Below are 19448 nucleotides of genomic sequence, written 5' to 3' on the forward strand. Positions count from 1 at the left end.
ACTTTCGGGCTCTTTTCCAATGGGTACTAAAGATATAACTATTCTAGCGATTGAATCCTCGTGTGACGAGACTTCTGCCTCTATAATCTTAAATGGCAAAGTACTTAATAATATTGTGGCCACACAATCAGTCCACGAAAAATATGGGGGTGTAGTTCCCGAATTGGCCTCCAGAGCCCATCAGGAAAACTTAATCCCCGTAGTCCACGAAGCCATAAAAACATCGGGAATTTCCAAAATAGATCTTTCCGCAGTGGCCTTTACCAGAGGTCCGGGTTTGATGGGATCCTTGCTCGTTGGTGTGAGTTTTGCCAAAGCTTTTGCCAAGGCTTTGGATATTCCTCTGATCGATGTGAATCATATGCAGGCCCATGTTTTGGCACATTTTATTGAAGATCCCAAGCCAAAATTTCCCTTCATCTGCCTGACAGTCAGTGGAGGGCATACGCAGTTGGTCTTGGTTAAGGATTACCTTGACATGGAAGTAATCGGCCAAACCCAGGATGATGCCGTTGGGGAGGCTTTTGACAAGACTGCAAAACTTTTGGGACTGCCCTATCCGGGCGGGCCTTTGGTAGATAAATATGCCAAAGAGGGAAATCCAAAAGCTTTCAGCTTTCCAATCACCCGAATGCCCGGATTGAATTATTCTTTCTCAGGAATCAAGACTGCAGTACTTTATTTTCTCCGGGATAGAATTCAGGAAAACCCGAAATTCATTGAAGAAAATTTGAATGATCTCTGTGCCAGCATTCAGCATACCTTGATCGAGATGTTGGTGATCAAATTAAAAGAAGCAGTGAAGCAATACGGGGTTACCGAAATTGCCATCGCCGGAGGGGTAAGTGCAAACTCAGGATTGAGGAGTTCCTTAACAGAATTGGCAAAAAAGAGGGCTTGGAACCTTTATATTCCCAAATTCGAATACTGTACAGACAATGCTGCCATGATAGCCATGGCTGCCCATTACAAATACTTGCGAGGGGAATTTGTAGGAATGGATGTAACTCCCCTGGCAAAAATGAAATTGTAATATGACGACTAAATCCAGCCGATTCGAAAAATCCATTAACATCAAAAACAAGAAAGCAAGCTTTGAATTTGAGTTTTTGGATACCTATGTGGCCGGATTGATGCTCAAAGGCACAGAAATCAAATCGATACGTGAGGGCAAAGTGTCTCTGACTGAAGCCTATTGCGTATTTCATCGGGGAGAGCTTTATATCCACCAGATGCACATTGCCCCCTACAGCATGGCGGCTAGCTACAATCACGAAGCTGTGAGGGAGAGAAAGCTGCTGCTCAACAAAAAAGAATTGGAAAAGCTGGAAACTAAGTCGTCCGAAAAGGGGCTTGCAATCATTCCGGTTCGTATATTTATCAATGACCGTGGCAAAGCCAAAATGGAAATTGCCCTGGCTCGAGGAAAGAAAATCCACGATAAAAGACAGGACCTGAAAGAAAAAGATGCAAAAAGAGAGCTCCAAAGAATGGCCTTTGAATGATGCTTTTGGGATATGTCGACAGACTATCCTGCCAGTTTACCGACAACCAACTTTTGATTCTGCCTTAGTTACCCAATTCCTTTTTGGGGAATGTTACCAGATTCTGGGCCTGACCTCCGACCGGGAATGGTTTAAGGTTTACCATGAGGATACTGGTATGGGGGGTTGGGTTTGGGCCAAATTGATCAAAGAAATTACCAAAGAAGAATACCAAGATTTTTTAAATCAGGACTTTCAGGTGGTCACGAGTCCAATCGCAGCTATCGAATATCTTGGGACGAATCTTTATCTCCTTCCCGGAAGTCGGCTGCATTTTTCTGAAATGGAGCTGTTCAATTGGCAGGATCATATCGGTTTTACCGGAAATTACCGTCCCCACGCAGTCAAAGCTTCTCGGGAAGAGCTCTTGGAAATTGCGCTCCGCTATCTCAATGCACCTTTTCAGGCAGGGGGGAGAAGTATTTTTGGTCTGGACGAGGAGCTTGGATTTGCGCTCATTTATGGGATTTCCGGGTATTCATGGGTTTCTGGCAAAATCCCCGGCAAAAGTGTAGAACCAGACAAGGTTGTTCCGGGAGATCTTTTTATTTTCAGGGACTTGGAAATTCAGGAATCCCATTTTGGGATATTTCTAGGAGGCGAAGAAATCCTCTGGATGGACAACAAAATGAAAATCTCAGACCTGGATGAATGGGAGGAATTTTTGAGAAACAATAAAAGTGAAAAGGTGGTTTTTGATGCAAGATCAATCGTGAGTTAGAAGGATGGAAAAGCGGGTATTGGTATTAAACTTAGATCACTCTCCAGTGGCTGTGGTAAGCCCTCAAAAGGCTATCGTGTTGGTGTTGCTGGAAAAGGCCAACGTGCTTTCTACCTACGATTTACTTCAGATTAGAACAGTAAGCCGAAGTTTTGAATACCCTGCTGTCATCCGATTGACGCATTATAAAAGTATCCCTTATCGCGGAGTTTTGCTGAATAGGAACAACCTTTTTCGCCGTGACAAAGGAGAATGCCAATACTGTGGAAGTAAAAGGCATTTGACCATAGACCATGTCATTCCCAGATCCAAAGGAGGAAAAACTTCCTGGACCAATCTGATCACTGCCTGCAATCGATGCAATGTGAATAAGGGAGACAAAACCCCGGAGCAAGCCGGAATGGTGCTAAGGTCTGAGCCCTTTAAACCTTCTTTATCCTATTTTCTGGCTGACTATGCCGTAAGAAGTGCCGAAGAATGGCTTCCTTTTCTGGCAGTTAGGGCGGTTAATTCTGAGGTTTAAACTTTTGCCAAGGTCAATTGGAACTCCAGTGGGCTGCATGCTGTAAATTCATCGGCTTCCAAGTCCTCAAAAATATCCTCATCGGCCTCTATTTCAGTCTTTTCAATCTTTCCGTCCGGGTGAACGATGAGTTCGATTCCCGTCCAGTCACCTGGATTGATCATGACCAAAACCTGATAATCTTCAAAAACTCTTTTGAAATACTGTGAAATTGCTTTAGCCATCTTTTTTAACCAAAGGTAGGGATTAGGGGTTTATAGTTGCTGTGTTATAAAAATAGATTATATCCGAAGGAGGTTTTTGTGTGGATTGTATTCGGCCAAAAATAAACATGGCTTGAGTCAAAAAGTCGCTTTCTTGATAGGTCTTTGTAGGGGTGATTGCATGATTTTCTACCAAAAAAAGAGGGCCATAAGGTCCAGTGATTTCATACCCGTTGGCAAAATTTTTCCTCTTCAACTTCACCTCCGTGCCATCTACGAAGACCACTCTGGAGTTTCCAAAAAATGACCCTCCTCTTCCCCGTGCAATTTGCAACTTGGAGTTCTGATCTACCATACGGATATTCTTTATGGATTGTCGGTTGTGTTGATAGAAGAGTCTGAAGCTGCGGTTGTCAAAAGCCAAATCGGCATATCGAAACCCTGAATCGACCTTCAAGAAAGTGGTTTCTCCTCTAGGTGCTTGGTATTTCACTTCAATCATCGGTACTTCCCAGGAAGCTGTAGATTGTGAATTGGCTTGGAAGGAGAGAATCAACAATCCGATAAGGAGAAAAAGAGAACGGGTTTTCATGGGATGAGCTGTTAGTTGTTAGGCTTAACGAATTCATCTAGTTGAGGTTTAATTGTTTTGAAAGCCGATCCAATCCGCTCATTTATAAAAATGGCAGTGGAAAATTATTTTTTTTGAAAAATCCGAAATGATGCTTTGTCTTTTCCAATCCATTTCTAAATTTGCTCAACTATTATGAAAACAATCGCAAACAAATATTGGTGGTGGCATTCTACATCTTTCCCTGGGAAAGCACAGATAGCCCTTGCCTAAAAATTGCGTAATAAATACTTTAGCAGGCTTACTGGATTTCCCGGTAAGCCTTTTTTTTATTCAAAATCCACCCGCTAATGAACCATTTGAAATTCCCGATTCTGACTTCTTACCGCAAGAGACTGGCTGACACCATCACTCCAGTAAGTATTTATTTGCAGATCAGAGACCGTTTTGCCAATCCGATTCTTCTGGAAAGCTCCGACTATCATGGGCAAGAAAACAGCTATTCCTATATCTGTTTCAACCCTTTGGCGACCTTTTCTTTTAATGCAGGAAAGGTGACAGAGAAACTTCCGGATGGACAGGAACTGGGCTATGAAGTGTCCCCGAATCAGTCTTTGATGGATAGCTTGAGGGCTTTTGGGAATAAATTTGACCCAACCCCGGATAAGTTTAAGTTCAGCAGCAATGGGCTTTTTGGCTATATCCAATACGATACGGTGGGTTGGTTTGAAGATATCAAGCTCTCCAAAACCGCCCCAAATGATATCCCGATGATGCATTACTCCATGTATCAAAACATCATTGTGGTGGATCATTATAAAAATGAACTTCATCTTTTCGAACATCGGGTGGCAGGAGCCAATAACCCGGAATATATCGATGAGATCGAACTGCTCCTGAACAATAAAAATATTCCAGCCTACTCGTTCAAAAAAGTGGGAGAGGAAGTGTCCAATTACAGCGATGAGGAGTTTTTGAAAATCCTGAACAAAGGCCGAGAGCATTGTTTCCGGGGCGACGTTTTTCAGATCGTACTTTCCAGACGCTTCACCACCGAATTTAAAGGAGATGAATTCAATGTTTACCGGGCCTTGCGTTCTGTGAATCCCTCTCCCTATCTCTTCTACTTTGACTATGGTTCTTTCAAAGTTTTTGGAAGCTCCCCGGAAGCTCAGATTGTAGTAAAAAACAAAAAGGCTACGATTTATCCCATTGCAGGGACATTCCGGAGAACAGGCAATGACGCCGAAGATGCTGAGCTAGCCCGAAAGCTATACGATGATCCTAAAGAAAACTCAGAACATGTAATGCTGGTGGATTTGGCTCGAAATGATCTTTCCCGATCCTCAGATGTGGTCAATGTGGAGGTGTTTAAAGAAATTCAGTACTACTCCCACGTGATTCATCTAGTTTCCAAAGTCAATGGACAATTGCCGGATGGAGCCAATCCTCTTCAGCTGGTAGCGGATACTTTTCCCGCCGGGACCCTTTCAGGAGCCCCAAAATACCGAGCCATGGAATTGATTGATGAATTGGAAAATATCAGCAGGACCTTCTATGGTGGAGCAATTGGATATTTGGGATTCAACGGAGATTTCAACCATGCCATATTGATCAGGTCCTTTGTGTCTGAAAATAATCAGTTGAGATTCCAAGCCGGCGCTGGAGTCGTGGCAAAATCCTCCATCCCTTCCGAGCTACAAGAAGTGGCGAATAAATTGGAGGCGCTACGTGTCGCCTTGCGTGCGGCCGAGAATATTTAATTGAAATATTGAAAGATTAAAAAATTGAAAAATTATGGCTAAGTACGAACGATTTGAAGATTTGCCTGTATGGCAACATGCAATTGAGATCGGCGTGAGAATTTATGAACTGGTTGATTCTGAAAAAGTCCTGAGGGATTACAGGTCAAAAGATCAGCTTATCGGCGCAGGCATTTCAATTTCCAATAACATCGCAGAAGGCTTTGAGTACAATAGAAATAAGCAGTTCATCCGATACTTAGAAATAGCTAAAGTTTCGGCGGGCGAGTTGAGAAGTCAGCTTTTTCTGATGATGAAGGCTGGAAAAATTGAAAAGGAAGTCTATGAATTTAACTACAATGATTTAGTCATTTTTTCCAGTGAGGTGAAAGGACTAATCAAATATCTAAGAGAGTTCGAAAAGAATCGAAAAAGACAAGGAGGAACGTGATCTTTCAATATTTCAATATTTCAATTTTACAATCTTTCAATTCCAAACATGAAAATCCTAGTTATAGATAACTACGACTCCTTCACCTACAACCTTGTCTACATTATCCGACAATTAGGATATGCTGAGGTGATGGAGGTATATAGAAATGATAAAATCAGTCTGAAAGAGGTGGGTCAATATGACAAAATCCTTCTTTCTCCCGGTCCGGGAGTCCCAGAGGATGCGGGAATTATGCCGGAATTATTGAAGACCTATGCTGCCACTAAGTCCATTTTGGGAGTTTGTCTCGGACATCAAGCCATCGGAGAGGCCTTTGGAGGAAGTCTGATCAATCTGTCGGAAGTGCTTCATGGAGTGGCATCACAAGTAAAAGTGGAAAAGGACTTGCTTTTCGAAGGAATCCCCGATAAATTTAGTATTGGAAGATATCATTCTTGGGTCATTGACGAATCCACCCTTTCTCCTGATCTAGAAGTGATTGCCCGCACCCCCGATAAACAAATAATGGCTGTAAGACACAAGACCTACGCCGTGAGAGGAGTTCAGTTTCACCCGGAAAGTATCCTCACTGAAAATGGAGTTAAAATTCTCCAAAACTGGTTAGAGTCTTAATCCGCCATCCAAAAATCACCTATTGACCATGAAAGAAATTTTAAATCAATTAATAGAACATAAAACCTTGTCTCAGGATCAAGCCAGAGATGTCTTGAAAGACCTTGCTTCAGGGGCTTATAATACCAGCCAAGTTGCGGCCTTTATGACTGTTTACCTGATGAGGTCCATTACTGTGGATGAGCTCCGGGGATTTCGGGAAGCAATGTTAGAGCTTTGTATCCCAGTCGAGATTGCCGAGTACGATGCGATGGATCTTTGTGGTACCGGCGGGGATGGTAAAGACACTTTTAATATTTCTACGCTTTCTTCCTTTGTGGTAGCTGGTTCCGGTCAAAATGTGGCCAAGCATGGTAACACCGGGGTTTCATCCATCTGTGGGTCTTCCAATCTGCTGGCCTATTTCGGTTACGAGTTTACCAATGACATCAGTGAGATCAGACGATCGCTCGATGAAGCGGGAATTTGCTTCTTGCATGCTCCATTGTTTCATCCGGCCATGAAGAATGTAGCTCCGATCCGAAAAGAATTGGGGGTAAAAACTTTCTTCAACATGCTTGGACCTATGGTCAATCCGAGTTTTCCGGCCAAACAACTCGTAGGGGTATTCAGTTTGGAACTGGCTAGGTTGTATGCCTATCTCTATCAGGAAAGCGAGGCAAAGTTTTCCATTCTCCATGCCTTAGATGGGTATGACGAAATCTCCCTGACGGGTTCCTTTAAGATGATTTCCAATGGTGGAGAGAAGCTTTATTCTCCTCAAAACTTAGGATTGGAAAAGCTTACGCCAGAAAGCATCAAAGGGGGTGAAACCGTGGAAGAATCAGCCAAAATCTTCGAAAATATCCTAAAAGGAAAAGGAACCTCTTCTCAAAACCAAGTAGTCATCGCCAATTCGGCAGCCGCGCTGGTCACTGCAAATCCTGAATTGAGTTTCCAAGATGCGGTAGCCAAAGCAGAGGACGTTCTGCTCAGCGGAAAAGCCCTTCAAGTATTTAATGGATTGCTCAATCCAAAAACCAAAGTATCCTTAGCTTAAGATTTCAATATGAATATTTTAGATCAAATCATTGCCGGTAAATACCGGGAGGTGGAAGAAAAGAAAAGCTTGATTCCAGTCAAATTATTGGAGAAGAGTATTTTCTTCCCAGGCGCTGTGGTGTCCATGAAAAAGTATGTCACTCAGCCGGATAAGTCAGGGATTATTACTGAATTCAAAAGAAAATCCCCTTCCAAAGGAATTATCAACGGTTCGGCTTCGGTAGAAACCGTGAGCATTGGGTATATGCAGGCAGGGGCCTCGGCCTTGTCTATTCTCACTGATAAGGATTATTTCGGAGGGACCAATGAAGACCTGAAAACGGCCCGAAAATTCAATTTCTGTCCAATTCTTCGAAAGGATTTTGTGGTGGATGAATACCAAATTTTGGAGGCAAAGTCCATCGGAGCGGATTGTATCTTGCTGATTGCGGCGGCTTTGGAGCCGGAAAAATTGAAGTCATTGGCTTATTTCGCCAAAAGTTTGGGCTTGGAAGTCTTGATGGAGGTTCATGACGCTGAAGAGCTGGACAGAAGTCTCTGTGATGGTTTGGATTTGGTAGGGGTAAACAACCGTAATCTGAAAACTTTCGAGGTGTCATTAGATACTTCTTTAGCACTTGTAGACCGTATTCCAAACAGTTTTGTGAAGATTTCCGAAAGTGGAATTTCTGATCCCAAGACCTTGGTTCAGTTGAAAGATGCTGGGTTTGATGGCTTCCTGATTGGGGAAAACTTCATGAAATCCAGCCGTCCTGAGCAGGCTGCTTTAAATTTTATCAAAGAATATAAGAAGCTGTTGGCCTCCAAAGAGGAGTTGAGTAGAGCCTGATGGAAATTAAAGTCTGTGGGATGCGGGAGCCGGAAAATATTCAGGCGCTGATGGATCAAATCCAGCCGGATTGGATGGGTTTGATCTTTTATCCCAAGTCTCCCCGATATGTTTCGGATCAAGAGGAGTCCAAACTTAAAGAACTTCCAATCCGAAAAGTCGGGGTTTTTGTCAATGAAACGGCAGAAGGAATCCTCAAAAAAGTTCAGGAATTTGGTCTCTCAGCGATACAGCTTCATGGAATTGAGTCTCCGGATTTTGTGCGAGATTTGAAGCATAAAACCAACGCGGAACTTTGGAAGGTGATTTCGGTAGGGGGGCAAATCGATTGGAAAACTTTGGAAGGGTACCTTCCTTATGTGGATAAATTTCTCTTTGATACAGCCACTCAAGCCCATGGAGGATCTGGAAAAAAGTTTGATTGGGAAATTCTCAAAACTTATCCCTTCGACAAAGGATTTCTCTTAAGTGGAGGTTTGGATGAAGAAAGTGCGGCCGAGGTATTGGCTTTGCGTAGACAAATCCCACAACTTGAAGGGGTGGATTTGAATTCGAAATTCGAAGATGCACCTGGACTTAAGAATATTGAGAAACTCAAAAATTATAAAAATCGCCTGATTCACTCAGGAACTGATAACCATTAACTAACAACTCATGATTAGGGTAGACGAAAAAGGCTTTTACGGCAAATTTGGCGGAGCCTATATTCCGGAAATGCTTCATCCAAATGTGGAGGAATTGAGGGAGAATTATGAAGCCATTTTGGCGTCTCAGGATTTTCAGGATGAATTTCGGGGCTTGTTGAAGGATTATGTAGGAAGGCCGACTCCTCTTTATTTTGCCAACCGACTTTCAGAAAAATACAACGCAAAGATCTACCTCAAGCGGGAAGACCTTTGCCATACTGGAGCCCATAAGGTCAATAATACAATCGGTCAAATTCTTTTGGCCAAAAGACTGGGCAAAAAGCGGATCATCGCTGAAACAGGAGCCGGTCAGCATGGCGTTGCAACTGCCACAGTTTGTGCCTTGATGGGAATGGATTGTACCGTGTATATGGGGGAGATTGATATCGCCCGACAGCGTCCCAATGTGGAGCGGATGAAAATCCTCGGTGCAAAGGTGGTTCCGGCGACTTCTGGATCCAAGACCCTCAAAGACGCCACCAATGAAGCTATGCGTGCCTGGATCAATAATCCGGTGGATACCCACTACATCATCGGCTCAGTAGTGGGGCCTCACCCTTATCCGGAAATGGTGGCCCGTTTTCAGTCCGTTATTTCGGAAGAAATCAAGTGGCAATTGAAGGAAAAAGAGGGTCGGGAAAATCCTGATATCGTGATCGCCTGCGTTGGGGGAGGATCTAATGCCGCAGGAGCATTTTACCATTATTATAATACCCCTGAAGTGAGATTGGTAGCAGCGGAAGCCGCTGGTTTGGGGGTGAGTTCCGGAAAATCTGCGGCCACCACGGCTTTGGGTACTCCGGGGATTTTGCACGGATCCAAGACGATTTTGATGCAGACTGAAGATGGGCAGGTGGTGGAGCCACATTCCATTTCAGCCGGTTTGGATTATCCGGGAATCGGGCCAGTTCACGCACATTTATTTGACATCGGTAGAGGAGAGTTTGTGGCTGTAGAAGATAAAGATGCGATGGGTGCAGGAATCGAATTGAGTCGATTGGAAGGGATAATTCCCGCCATCGAATCTGCACATGCTATTTATGCCTTGAATCAAATTGAATACGGAAAAGATGACATCATCGTGATCAATCTTTCGGGAAGAGGAGATAAGGATTTGGAAACCTATATCAACTGGGGAGGATATTAATTTCGGATTTCAAATTTCGGATATAAGATTTTAGAATTTTGATTAATGATTTACGAGGTAAAACTGAACTTCAACCTGGATTTCTAAGGCAAATGCTCAAAGAAAAGGCGATTGAGGATCAACTGGGCATCGTAATTCGTAAATCGTAAATCGTACTTAATAAATGAATCGCATACATTACCTATTCAACAATAAAAAAGAGCGAGTTCTTTCCATCTATTTCACGGCTGGTTTTCCCCAACTCGAGGATACTATTCCCGTGATGGAAGCAATCCAAGCAGGAGGCGCTGACATTATCGAAATCGGGATTCCCTATTCTGATCCGGTGGCTGATGGACCTACCATTCAGGAAAGCAATAAGGTGGCTTTGGATAACGGAATGTCCATGAAGATCCTTTTCCAACAGTTGGTGGGATTCAGAGCAAAAATTCACCTTCCGGTAGTCTTGATGGGCTATCTCAATCCGATCATGCAATATGGAATGGAAGAGTTTTGCCAAAAATGCAAGGAAGTTGGAATAGACGGACTGATCGTCCCGGATCTTCCTATGCAGCAGTATTTGGATGAATTCAAGGAAGTGTTTGACCGATACGGCATCGTGAATACATTTCTGATTTCCCCTCAAACCTCTGAAAAGCGAATCCGGGAAATTGATCAAAATACCGATGGCTTCATTTATATGGTTTCTTCCCATTCCATTACCGGAGCTAAGGCAGACATCAGCGAGGAGCAGGTAGCCTATTTTGAGCGGGTGAAAGCCATGAATCTGAAGAATCCAAGACTGATCGGGTTTGGGATCTCGGATGCCAAAACCTTCTCTGAGGCCTCCAAGTTTAGTGACGGAGCGATCATTGGATCTGCATTTATCAAAGTGATCAAAGATTCCTCTAACCTGAATCAAGATATTCAGGAATATTTAAAGGGGATAAAAGCATAGTAAACCAAAAACAATTTCAGAATTTTGATTTAAGATTTACGACCCAATTAAAAACTTCAATCCTCAAACCTAGAGTCAAACTTTTGGAGATAAGGATTGAAGTACAAAATGACTTCGTAAATCGTACTTCGTAAATCGTACCTCAAAATGATTATTCAGCTTCAGCCCGATATTTCCGATTCCCAAAAAGATAAACTGATCTCCAAAGTCAACGAGATCGGTTACAAGACCACCGAGGTCAAGACCCAATTGGGGGATTACCTGATCGGGATCGGTAAAAATGAATTCGATATCCGTAAAATCGGCCAAATGGATGGCATCAGGGACATCCATATCGTTTCGGATGAATACAAGTTGGTTTCCAAAAAATGGAAGGTAAAACCTACCTCAGTTGATTTGGGAGATGGTGTCTTCATTCAGGACGGAGAAATGGCCATCATCACTGGGCCCTGCTCCATTGAATCGGAAGAGCAGATCCAAAAAGTCGTCGACCACTGCGTGGAAAACGGGATCACCATGATGCGAGGTGGGGTATTTAAACCAAGAACCTCTCCATATGCCTTCCGGGGAATGGGAATCGAAGGACTTCAGTTGTGGCATTCGATTGCTTCCAAAGCCGGGATCAAGATCGTCACCGAGGTGATGCAAACTTCCCAAATTGAGGATATGTACCCCTACGTGGATGTGTATCAGGTAGGGGCGAGAAATTCCCAAAACTTCAACCTTTTGGATGAATTGGGGAAAGTGGACAAAGCTGTGATGATCAAGCGGGGGATTTCCGGAACTATCGAAGAATTGCTTCAGTCTGCGGAGTATGTGTTTTCTGGAGGAAATGAAAAGTTGATTCTTTGCGAGCGTGGGATTCGAACCTACGAACGAGCTTCCAGAAATACCCTGGATCTGAATGCAATTCCGATCTTAAAAGCCAAATCCCATTTGCCGGTGATTGTTGATCCTTCCCATGGGATCGGGATTCGGGCTTATGTACCTCAAATGGCCTTGGCTGGAGTGATGGCTGGAGCAGATGGGATTATCTATGAATCCCACGAAGTGCCGGAAAAAGCGTATTCAGATGGACAGCAGACTTTGGATTTTGCCCAGAGCGCAAGATTAGCTGCCTGGATCCGAGAGATCTTTGCCAAAAGAAAATCTTTTGAGCTGATTTGAAAATAAGTTTGCGCTAAGAAGAAACCTGTTTAAATTTAGCCTTGGAAATACCATTGAATAGTGTTTCCAAAAATTAGATTTCTAGTGAACCCAACTCCAAGAACCTATGTGCATCATTCTTATCACTTCCTCCAATGAGGGATAGGGATGACTTTGGTTTTTGCTGAAGATATAAAAAGGCCTATTCCGTAACTGGTATAGGCCTTTTTTGGTTTAAAGTTAAGACACCCCCCAAGGGCTCACAGTCCCTTGGAGAGTTCAAAGTTGAAATAACCCTCCAAGGGATTTAAAACCCTTTGAGGGTAAGGAAGAAGAAATACCAAATTCTGCAAGGGATTCCAAACCCATGGAGAGTACATATAAACCCAATTATAAAATGAGTAACCAAGCCAAAGACTGGGTCTTTTCCGACCCGAGATTAAAAGAAATGAGGCAGGATTACGCTGCTTACACTGAGGAAGATTTCAAGGTGTGGAAGATCCTTTTCGAAAGGCAAATGCCAAACCTTCCTAAGGCGGCATCTAAAGCCTATTTGGAAGGGGTGAAAACGGTAAACTTTACCGCTGATCGCATTGCTAATTTTGAGGAACTGAACGAGATTCTCATGAAAGCTACCGGTTGGGCGGTGCAGGTGGTACCGGGATTGATTGATGACGATCTGTTTTTCGGATTGCTGAACAACAGAAGGTTTCCTTCTTCCACTTGGCTGCGTAAGATGGAACAGCTCGACTACCTCGAAGAGCCGGACATGTTTCACGATGCTTTTGCTCATATGCCGCTATTGACCAATCAACCCTATGTTGATTTTCTGGAAAAGTTGAGCGGAATTGCCTTGAAGCATATCGATAACCCTTGGGCTATCCAGCTTTTGAGCCGGATTTACTGGTTTACCATTGAATTTGGCTTAATCCGAGAAGATGGAGAATTAAGAGTTTACGGGGCAGGAATTTTGAGTTCGGCTGGGGAGACGAAGTTTTCGCTTTCGGATGAACCCAAACATTTTCCTTACGATGTCCGCCATATCATGAGTACCGAGTACTGGAAAGATCGCTTCCAGGATAAATATTGGGTGATCGACAGTTATGAGCAACTCTATGAATCCCTTCCTGAAATTGAGAAGGTATTGGAGGAGATGCTCGCTGAAAAAGAAGCAAGAAGCTAGATTTAAGACACAAGAAATGGTCGGAAGTCGGATGCCCGATGGCGGATGTAATTCATCGGACATCGGGCATCCGACACCGGACTTCAACAAATGAAAACAGCAGTAATCAAATACAACGCCGGCAATGTGCAATCGGTCTTATATGCTTTGGAGCGATTAGGGGCCGATGCGGTTTTGACGGATGATCCGGAGGAAATCCATTCAGCAGACAAGGTCATCTTTCCTGGTCAAGGAGAAGCGAGTTCGGCGATGGCTTATCTCAAAGCCCGTCAGCTGGACCAAGTCATCAAAGATATCAAGCAACCTTTTTTGGGTGTTTGCTTAGGCCTGCAGCTGCTTTGTGAACATTCCGAGGAAAACAATACCGAGTGCTTGGGAATCTTTCCTGTGAAAGTGAAACGCTTTATTCCTGAAAATTCTCAGGAATTCAAAGTGCCGCATGTGGGCTGGAATGAAATTGAAAACCTAGCCGACAACGTATTGCTGAAAGACCTACCCGATTCGAAGTTCTTGTATTACGTGCACAGCTACTATGCCGAGTTGAGCGAAGCCACGATTGCCACGACGCATTACATTCATGACTTTACCGCAATTCTGCACCGGGATAACTATTGGGCCATTCAAGCCCACCCGGAGAAAAGCAGTACGGTAGGGGAGAAGTTGCTGAGTAATTTTCTGAGTATTTGAAAAACCCTTCGACTACGCTCAGGGTGACGATGTTCAGTTGTCAGGTCGAGCGGAGTCGAGACCCTAATAAAATCCCTCAAACCTTAAATCCCGCAAGTCTTGTGTCTTAGGTCTTGCATTTAAAGTCTTACTATGTACATCATTCCCGCCATAGATCTCATCGGAGGCAAGTGCGTTCGCCTCAGTCAGGGCGACTACAGCAGTAAAAAAGAATACCACGACGACCCGCTAGAAATGGCCAAGCGCTTTGAGGATGCAGGGATCCAGCGACTCCATCTCGTTGACTTGGATGGAGCCAAAGCTAAAAAAATCATCAATGGGGAGGTCTTGGAAAGAATCAGCCAAGGCACTTCCTTGAAAGTTGATTTTGGCGGAGGAATCCAAGCCGATGAGGAGATTGAAAAAGCATTTGCGCTTGGAGCAAAGCAGGTCACTGGAGGAAGTATTGCGGTGAAAAATCCGGATTTGTTTAAATCTTGGATTAACACTTACGGGGCCGAAAAGATCATTCTTGGTGCCGATGCCAAAAACCGAAAAATCGCTGTCGGAGGTTGGGAAGAGACGACTTCCGTGGATTTGATTCCTTTTATCCAGTCCTATGTCGAACTTGGAATTCAATACGTGATCTGTACCGATGTGGCCAAGGACGGCTTACTTCAAGGTCCTTCCGTGGACCTGTATAAGGAGATATTGCAGGAAATTCCGGGTCTAAAACTGATTGCTAGTGGTGGTGTTTCTTCTGTTCAAGATTTGGAAGAATTGGAGAAAATGGGAGTATATGGAACGATTGTCGGAAAAGCGTATTATGAGGGGAGGGTGACGCTGGAGGAATTGGCAAGTTTTGGATAAGTATCAAGATATTAGACACAAGTATCAAGACAGAAGAATGAGGGAAGAATTCTACTTTACAACCTTACCAATTTACAACCTTATCACCTCTAACTTTAATCTTCCAATCTTTCAATTTTAAAATTTTCCAATCTGGTAAATGCTAACTAAACGAATCATCCCTTGCCTCGATATCAAAGACGGTCGCACGGTCAAAGGAGTCAACTTTGTCCAACTCCGGGATGCGGGAGATCCTGTGGAGCTCGCAAAAATCTACTCAGACGAAGGGGCGGACGAACTCGTCTTTTTGGACATCACAGCAACTGTCGATAAGCGTAAGACTTTGGCCGAATTGGTGACCAAGGTGGCCAAGGCGATTAATATTCCTTTTACAGTAGGAGGTGGAATTTCCACGGTGGAGGATGTCAAAGTTCTTTTGGCAGCCGGAGCAGACAAGATTTCCATTAATTCTGCAGCGGTGAAAAATCCGGGTGTGATTGATGAAATGGCAAGGGAATTTGGATCCCAGTGCATTGTGGTTGCGATCGATACCCGAGATGTGGATGGGATAGATTTTGTTCATACCCATGGAGGTCGTAAGCCTACCCTACTCAAAACTCAGGAATGGGCGCGGGAAGTTGCTGATCGGGGAGCGGGAGAGATTTTATTGACGTCTATGGATCATGACGGAACCAAGGCCGGATTTGCCAATGAGCTGACGGCAGAAATTTCTTCAGCCTTATCCATTCCGGTAATTGCATCTGGTGGAGCAGGAAACATGCCTCATTTCAAAGATGTCTTTACCTTTGGAAAAGCGGATGCAGCCTTGGCGGCGAGTATTTTCCATTTCAAGGAAATCGGGATTCCGGAGTTGAAAGGATATTTGATAGGAGAAGGAATAAGTATTAGGAAATAAGATATGCTTCGCAAGATATTAGGTAAGATGTCCTTTGCTTGAAAAAAGATGGTAGAAGTAGAATGGGTGTTCTTTTCTAAAAATCTTGGCTTAAACCTTATCTTTTAAACTATCTGCGCAGCTATCTTCTTGTATTACAAAGGATTGAAAATTAGAATAACGATGAATATCGATTTCACGAAAATGAACGGGCTCATCCCTGCTATTGTCCAGGATGCTTTGAGTGGCAAAGTGCTTATGCAAGGCTATATGAATGAGGAGGCTTTGGCCAAAACTCAGGATACTGGGATGGTTACTTTTTTCAGTAGAAGTAAAGAACGACTTTGGACCAAGGGAGAGACATCCGGAAATTTTTTGGAGGCTGTTTCTATTGCAGGAGATTGTGATGGAGATTCGATTTTGATCAAAGCCAATCCCAAGGGTCCAGTTTGTCATACGGGGGCAGATACTTGCTGGAATGAAGTGAATTCCTCCAAAACAGTATTTATCGATCAGCTTCGGGCAATCATTAAGGATAGAAAAAACAACCCCTCAGACCAATCCTATACGGCCTCTCTTTTCGCCAAAGGGATCAATAAGATTGCCCAAAAAGTGGGAGAGGAAGCTGTGGAAATTGTGATTGAAGCCAAGGATGATAATAAAGAGCTTTTTCTCGGGGAAGCTGCAGATTTATTATTCCACTATTTGGTTTTGCTGGAAGCCAAAGGCTATGAGTTGGATGAGGTGATGGAGGTGTTGATCCAAAGACATCAAAAATAAAAAAAAGCCCGGTGACGGGCTTTTTCTTTTAATATGCTGGGAATTCTTTCTGAAGCCCTTCGAAGGCATCGATCATCTCCCATTTTGGTTTATAGTAAGTGTCCATCATTCTTGCACCCACATTTCCGGTAGTGATGTACTGGATTGCAGCTCCCAGGCGAAGATCTCGCTTATCTCCCCAGTTGAATTGAGGTGAATCACCCACCTTGAAATTTGCAGGGAATCCATCGAAATATTCAGCTTTTCCTTCGGAGTTTGCAATGGCAAAGGTGATCGGCACAACCTCTACCTTATTGTTTTGAAGGATCCTGTTGTAGGATGAAAGAGGGAAAGAGCCGACAGGTTTACCAAATGTGTTATCTCCGATCAATACCACTTCCATGTAAGGACTTAAGCTGTTGATGATAAGTTCGGAAGCTGAAGCAGAACCTCTGGAGGTAATGAAGATGATTTTGGACAAAGCGATGGTCCCGTTTTTGGTGTAGTTTTTAGTCGTGTTAAGGCTAAATTTCAATGAATTGAGCTTGTTGGTGTACATGACTTTTCCATTGTGGGCGCTTGGAATGATATAATTCAGAATCTGTTCTGCCACCGCCACGGAGCCTCCGCCATTATACCTTAAATCTATGATCAGGTCTGTAATCCCCTGGTTTTGGAAAAATTCCATGGAGCTTTGTACCTCATTACTTCTGGTAGGAGAAAGTCCAGCAGTGGCTTTAAAACTTTGGTAAGCCCAATAGCCGATTTTTTTGCCTGATTCTTCAAAGACTTTTCTTGTCAATACAGAATTGCTTTGGTATTCAGCTTTTACGTTTGTTCGCGTAGTTGTAGATCCATCAGGAAGTCTGAAGGTAAAGGTGTTTGAAATACCAGGAGTAGAGGCTCCTAATTTGAAATCATACCCTCCGCTGCTAGTCTTGTAGCTGGAGATCGGCTGACCATTGATCTGGATGATTTCCCAACCTCTTTGCCATCCGTCTTTTCCTGCCGGAGCTTCGTCAAAGACGTAAGTGAGGTAAAGTTTCTCATCAGCAGTAAAGCCAAAACCAAAGCCATGACCGGCATTGATTCCCACAAAAGCATTATTGAAACTCTCCTGAGTAGTCAGGTAAGAAAAACGGTCGAGTGGCTTGTAAATAATGGCGTTTAAGAGGGATTCATTGTCTGCATACTCCTCATATTTTACTGATTGAGGCATTTCCAAATTCCAGAAGTACCATTCTCTCATCGTTTCGAAAATGGCTTTTTTTACTTCTTGGCTAGGATCCACGGGCGCTGGAGCCTCCTCATTACATGCCCAAAACCCCACAACCAACAATGCTAATAACCAATTGAGCTTTTTCATAGATTAATTTTATTATAAGAACGAACTTTCTACCTCGTATGGTTTAAATGGCGATATCGTAAACCTTTACTGTTTTCCACATGTGGGAGTATTTTTCGATAAACTCCAGATGAAGAGGATCTGTTTGATAGGATGCCTGAGCTTCTAAAGAATCGAAAAATAAGGTGCAAGATACATGGAAGCTATGATCCACCACATCTCTTTTTTCGGTTGCTGCTGGTACTCCTTGAATAAAGTTGGCTACATCCTTGCACCGACCCAGCATTGGAGTGGCGTCAGTCATAAATTCCTTTACATCGGAATCATTGTGTAGATAAAAATAAACTTGATGAATCATTTTTTGTGCTGGCATAGCAGATAAGGTTATGGGTAATGAAATAGCGGCGCTGGCACTCGCCAGACCGACAGTTTTGATAAAGGTTCTTCTAGATGTCATCGGGTTGAAATTGTCCGTTTTTGGGAAAACCGCTTCTGTTTGTAGAAGGGGTTTAAAGATAAAAATTTAAATTGCTTTTCTAATTAGGAGAAGGTTAGCCTAATAAAGTTTGACAGAAACCCAAATATTGATTTGATGAATTATCGAACGCTAGGAAAAACAGAGTGGCAAGTTTCCGAAATAGGATTGGGGACTTGGCAAGTTGGTGGAGGATGGGGAAAAGCTTTTGATCCAAAAAAAGCTGAAGAGATTCTTCATACTGCTTTTGACCAAGGGATCAATTTTGTAGATACTGCAGATGTCTATGATGGTGGCCAAAGTGAAGCAGCTGTTGGGAGAGCGGTTCGGGAACGAAGCGAGAAAATCTATGTTGCAACCAAGTGTGGGCGAAGAATTCAGCCTCATTTTGCCGAAGGATATACCGTAGAGCGATTAAGACGGTATGTGGAAGATAGCCTTCGGAATACAGGGTTGGATCGACTGGATTTGGTTCAGCTCCATTGTCCTCCAAGTCCAGTGTATGAGCGAGAGGATATTTTTGGGCTTTTTGAAGACTTGAAAAAGGAGGGTAAAATCGCGGCTATGGGCGTAAGTGTAGAGAAAATCACGGAGGCCCTAACTTCTATGAAATACGAGATTGTCTCGACCATTCAGGTGATTTTTAATTTATTCAGACAAAAGCCTGCCGAACACCTTTTCAATCATTCCGAAGTGAATCATGTAGGATTGATTGCCAGAGTGCCTTTGGCTAGCGGATTACTGACAGGTAAGATTACTGCAGAGACTTCTTTTCCCAAGGATGATCATCGTCATTTCAACCGGGATGGAAAGGCCTTTGACAAAGGTGAAACCTTCTCCGGAGTTCCCTTGGAGAAGGCATTGCCTGCGGTGGAGCAATTGAAGGATGGATTTTCGGGTGGAAATGATTTAGCCGCTCAGGCGCTGAGGTGGATTTTGATGTTTAAGCAAATTGGAACCGTGATTCCGGGAGCTTCTTCTTCCGCTCAGGTAGAAAAAAATGTACGTGCTGCTGAGCTTCCTCCTTTAAGCCAATTTCAAATGCAGGAGGCTGCCAGAGTTTATGAAAAATATATCAAAGAAGAGGTCCATTTTCAATGGTAAAAATAAAGGCTCTGAT

General features: G+C 43.4%; 23 protein-coding genes. 19 read left to right on the forward strand and 4 right to left on the reverse strand.

Translation table 11 applies throughout. The features are described 5' to 3' along the window. Positions 1-19 precede the first annotated feature (19 nt). From tsaD to G458_RS0106345, 4 genes are read left to right on the forward strand one after another with little or no spacing between them, the layout of a single operon-like run. Positions 20-1033, forward strand: coding sequence for a tRNA (adenosine(37)-N6)-threonylcarbamoyltransferase complex transferase subunit TsaD (gene tsaD, locus G458_RS0106330; protein WP_026951160.1), 1014 nt, complete (start codon positions 20-22; stop codon positions 1031-1033). 1 nt (position 1034) lies between these two features. Continuing rightward, complete coding sequence (smpB, locus tag G458_RS0106335; protein WP_026951161.1) at positions 1035-1505, forward strand: SsrA-binding protein; 471 nt, start codon at positions 1035-1037, stop codon at positions 1503-1505. Continuing rightward, the gene (locus G458_RS0106340) at positions 1468-2265 is read left to right on the forward strand and encodes an SH3 domain-containing protein (protein ID WP_026951162.1); all 798 of its coding nucleotides are present in this window, start codon (positions 1468-1470) and stop codon (positions 2263-2265) included. The genes smpB and G458_RS0106340 overlap by 38 nt, the downstream gene beginning before the upstream one ends. A gap of 4 nt (positions 2266-2269) precedes the next feature. Beyond that, positions 2270-2788 carry an HNH endonuclease gene (locus G458_RS0106345; RefSeq protein WP_026951163.1) on the forward strand — a complete coding sequence of 173 codons (519 nt, stop codon included), beginning with the start codon at positions 2270-2272 and terminating at the stop codon, positions 2786-2788. On the opposite strand, the gene G458_RS0106350 is transcribed toward G458_RS0106345, so the two are convergent. Both G458_RS0106350 and G458_RS0106355 read right to left on the reverse strand, forming a co-directional pair. After that, positions 2785-3012, reverse strand: coding sequence for a hypothetical protein (locus G458_RS0106350; protein WP_026951164.1), 228 nt, complete (start codon positions 3010-3012; stop codon positions 2785-2787). The two genes, G458_RS0106345 and G458_RS0106350, sit on opposite strands and share 4 nt — an antisense overlap. A gap of 22 nt (positions 3013-3034) precedes the next feature. Next, complete coding sequence (locus G458_RS0106355; protein ID WP_026951165.1) at positions 3035-3583, reverse strand: hypothetical protein; 549 nt, start codon at positions 3581-3583, stop codon at positions 3035-3037. Positions 3584-3912: 329 nt separating this feature from the next. On the opposite strand from G458_RS0106355, the gene G458_RS0106360 reads away from it, so the two are divergent. The 14 genes from G458_RS0106360 (at position 3913) to hisIE (ending at position 16529) form a co-directional block, all read left to right on the forward strand. After that, on the forward strand, positions 3913-5325 hold the full coding sequence (locus G458_RS0106360; protein ID WP_026951166.1) for an anthranilate synthase component I family protein: 1413 nt from the start codon (positions 3913-3915) through the stop codon (positions 5323-5325). 34 nt (positions 5326-5359) lie between these two features. Further along, a complete protein-coding gene (locus G458_RS0106365; RefSeq protein ID WP_026951167.1) occupies positions 5360-5755 on the forward strand; it encodes a four helix bundle protein in 396 nt (131 codons plus the stop codon). Between the two features lie 48 nt (positions 5756-5803). Continuing rightward, a complete protein-coding gene (locus G458_RS0106370) occupies positions 5804-6370 on the forward strand; it encodes an anthranilate synthase component II (protein WP_026951168.1) in 567 nt (188 codons plus the stop codon). A 28-nt stretch (positions 6371-6398) separates the two neighbouring features. Next, positions 6399-7409 (forward strand): anthranilate phosphoribosyltransferase, encoded by a 1011-nt coding sequence (gene trpD / locus G458_RS0106375; RefSeq protein ID WP_026951169.1) that lies wholly within the window; start codon positions 6399-6401, stop codon positions 7407-7409. A 9-nt stretch (positions 7410-7418) separates the two neighbouring features. Continuing rightward, entirely contained in the window at positions 7419-8240 is an 822-nt protein-coding gene (trpC, locus tag G458_RS0106380) for an indole-3-glycerol phosphate synthase TrpC (protein WP_026951170.1), read from the forward strand. Further along, positions 8240-8884, forward strand: a complete 645-nt coding sequence (locus G458_RS0106385; protein ID WP_026951171.1) for a phosphoribosylanthranilate isomerase — start codon at positions 8240-8242, stop codon at positions 8882-8884. The genes trpC and G458_RS0106385 overlap by 1 nt, the downstream gene beginning before the upstream one ends. Positions 8885-8894: 10 nt before the next feature. Beyond that, positions 8895-10073: a tryptophan synthase subunit beta gene (trpB, locus tag G458_RS0106390; protein ID WP_026951172.1), complete on the forward strand. Its 1179-nt coding sequence runs from the start codon at positions 8895-8897 to the stop codon at positions 10071-10073. Between the two features lie 163 nt (positions 10074-10236). After that, positions 10237-11010, forward strand: a complete 774-nt coding sequence (gene trpA, locus G458_RS0106395; RefSeq protein ID WP_026951173.1) for a tryptophan synthase subunit alpha — start codon at positions 10237-10239, stop codon at positions 11008-11010. Positions 11011-11157: 147 nt separating this feature from the next. Next, positions 11158-12177 carry a 3-deoxy-7-phosphoheptulonate synthase gene (gene aroF / locus G458_RS0106400; RefSeq protein ID WP_026951174.1) on the forward strand — a complete coding sequence of 340 codons (1020 nt, stop codon included), beginning with the start codon at positions 11158-11160 and terminating at the stop codon, positions 12175-12177. 376 nt (positions 12178-12553) lie between these two features. Beyond that, positions 12554-13339: a phenylalanine 4-monooxygenase gene (locus G458_RS0106405; protein WP_026951175.1), complete on the forward strand. Its 786-nt coding sequence runs from the start codon at positions 12554-12556 to the stop codon at positions 13337-13339. Between the two features lie 90 nt (positions 13340-13429). Further along, entirely contained in the window at positions 13430-14026 is a 597-nt protein-coding gene (gene hisH / locus G458_RS0106410; RefSeq protein ID WP_026951176.1) for an imidazole glycerol phosphate synthase subunit HisH, read from the forward strand. Positions 14027-14158: 132 nt separating this feature from the next. Next, on the forward strand, positions 14159-14875 hold the full coding sequence (hisA, locus tag G458_RS0106415) for a 1-(5-phosphoribosyl)-5-[(5-phosphoribosylamino)methylideneamino]imidazole-4-carboxamide isomerase (RefSeq protein WP_026951177.1): 717 nt from the start codon (positions 14159-14161) through the stop codon (positions 14873-14875). Positions 14876-15014: 139 nt separating this feature from the next. After that, on the forward strand, positions 15015-15770 hold the full coding sequence (gene hisF, locus G458_RS0106420; RefSeq protein WP_026951178.1) for an imidazole glycerol phosphate synthase subunit HisF: 756 nt from the start codon (positions 15015-15017) through the stop codon (positions 15768-15770). A 156-nt stretch (positions 15771-15926) separates the two neighbouring features. Beyond that, positions 15927-16529 carry a bifunctional phosphoribosyl-AMP cyclohydrolase/phosphoribosyl-ATP diphosphatase HisIE gene (gene hisIE, locus G458_RS0106425; protein WP_026951179.1) on the forward strand — a complete coding sequence of 201 codons (603 nt, stop codon included), beginning with the start codon at positions 15927-15929 and terminating at the stop codon, positions 16527-16529. Positions 16530-16557: 28 nt separating this feature from the next. Here the strand turns inward: hisIE and G458_RS0106430 are convergent, their stop codons facing one another. Together G458_RS0106430 and G458_RS0106435 are read right to left on the reverse strand one after the other, a co-directional pair. Further along, positions 16558-17874: a S41 family peptidase gene (locus tag G458_RS0106430; RefSeq protein ID WP_026951180.1), complete on the reverse strand. Its 1317-nt coding sequence runs from the start codon at positions 17872-17874 to the stop codon at positions 16558-16560. Between the two features lie 43 nt (positions 17875-17917). Further along, positions 17918-18310 (reverse strand): Dabb family protein, encoded by a 393-nt coding sequence (locus tag G458_RS0106435; protein ID WP_026951181.1) that lies wholly within the window; start codon positions 18308-18310, stop codon positions 17918-17920. Positions 18311-18445: 135 nt separating this feature from the next. On the opposite strand from G458_RS0106435, the gene G458_RS0106440 reads away from it, so the two are divergent. Further along, positions 18446-19432, forward strand: a complete 987-nt coding sequence (locus G458_RS0106440; protein ID WP_026951182.1) for an aldo/keto reductase — start codon at positions 18446-18448, stop codon at positions 19430-19432. Positions 19433-19448 lie beyond the last annotated feature (16 nt).

Origin of the sequence: Algoriphagus mannitolivorans DSM 15301 (assembly GCF_000429425.1) — a bacterium.
Lineage (GTDB): Bacteria > Bacteroidota > Bacteroidia > Cytophagales > Cyclobacteriaceae > Algoriphagus > Algoriphagus mannitolivorans.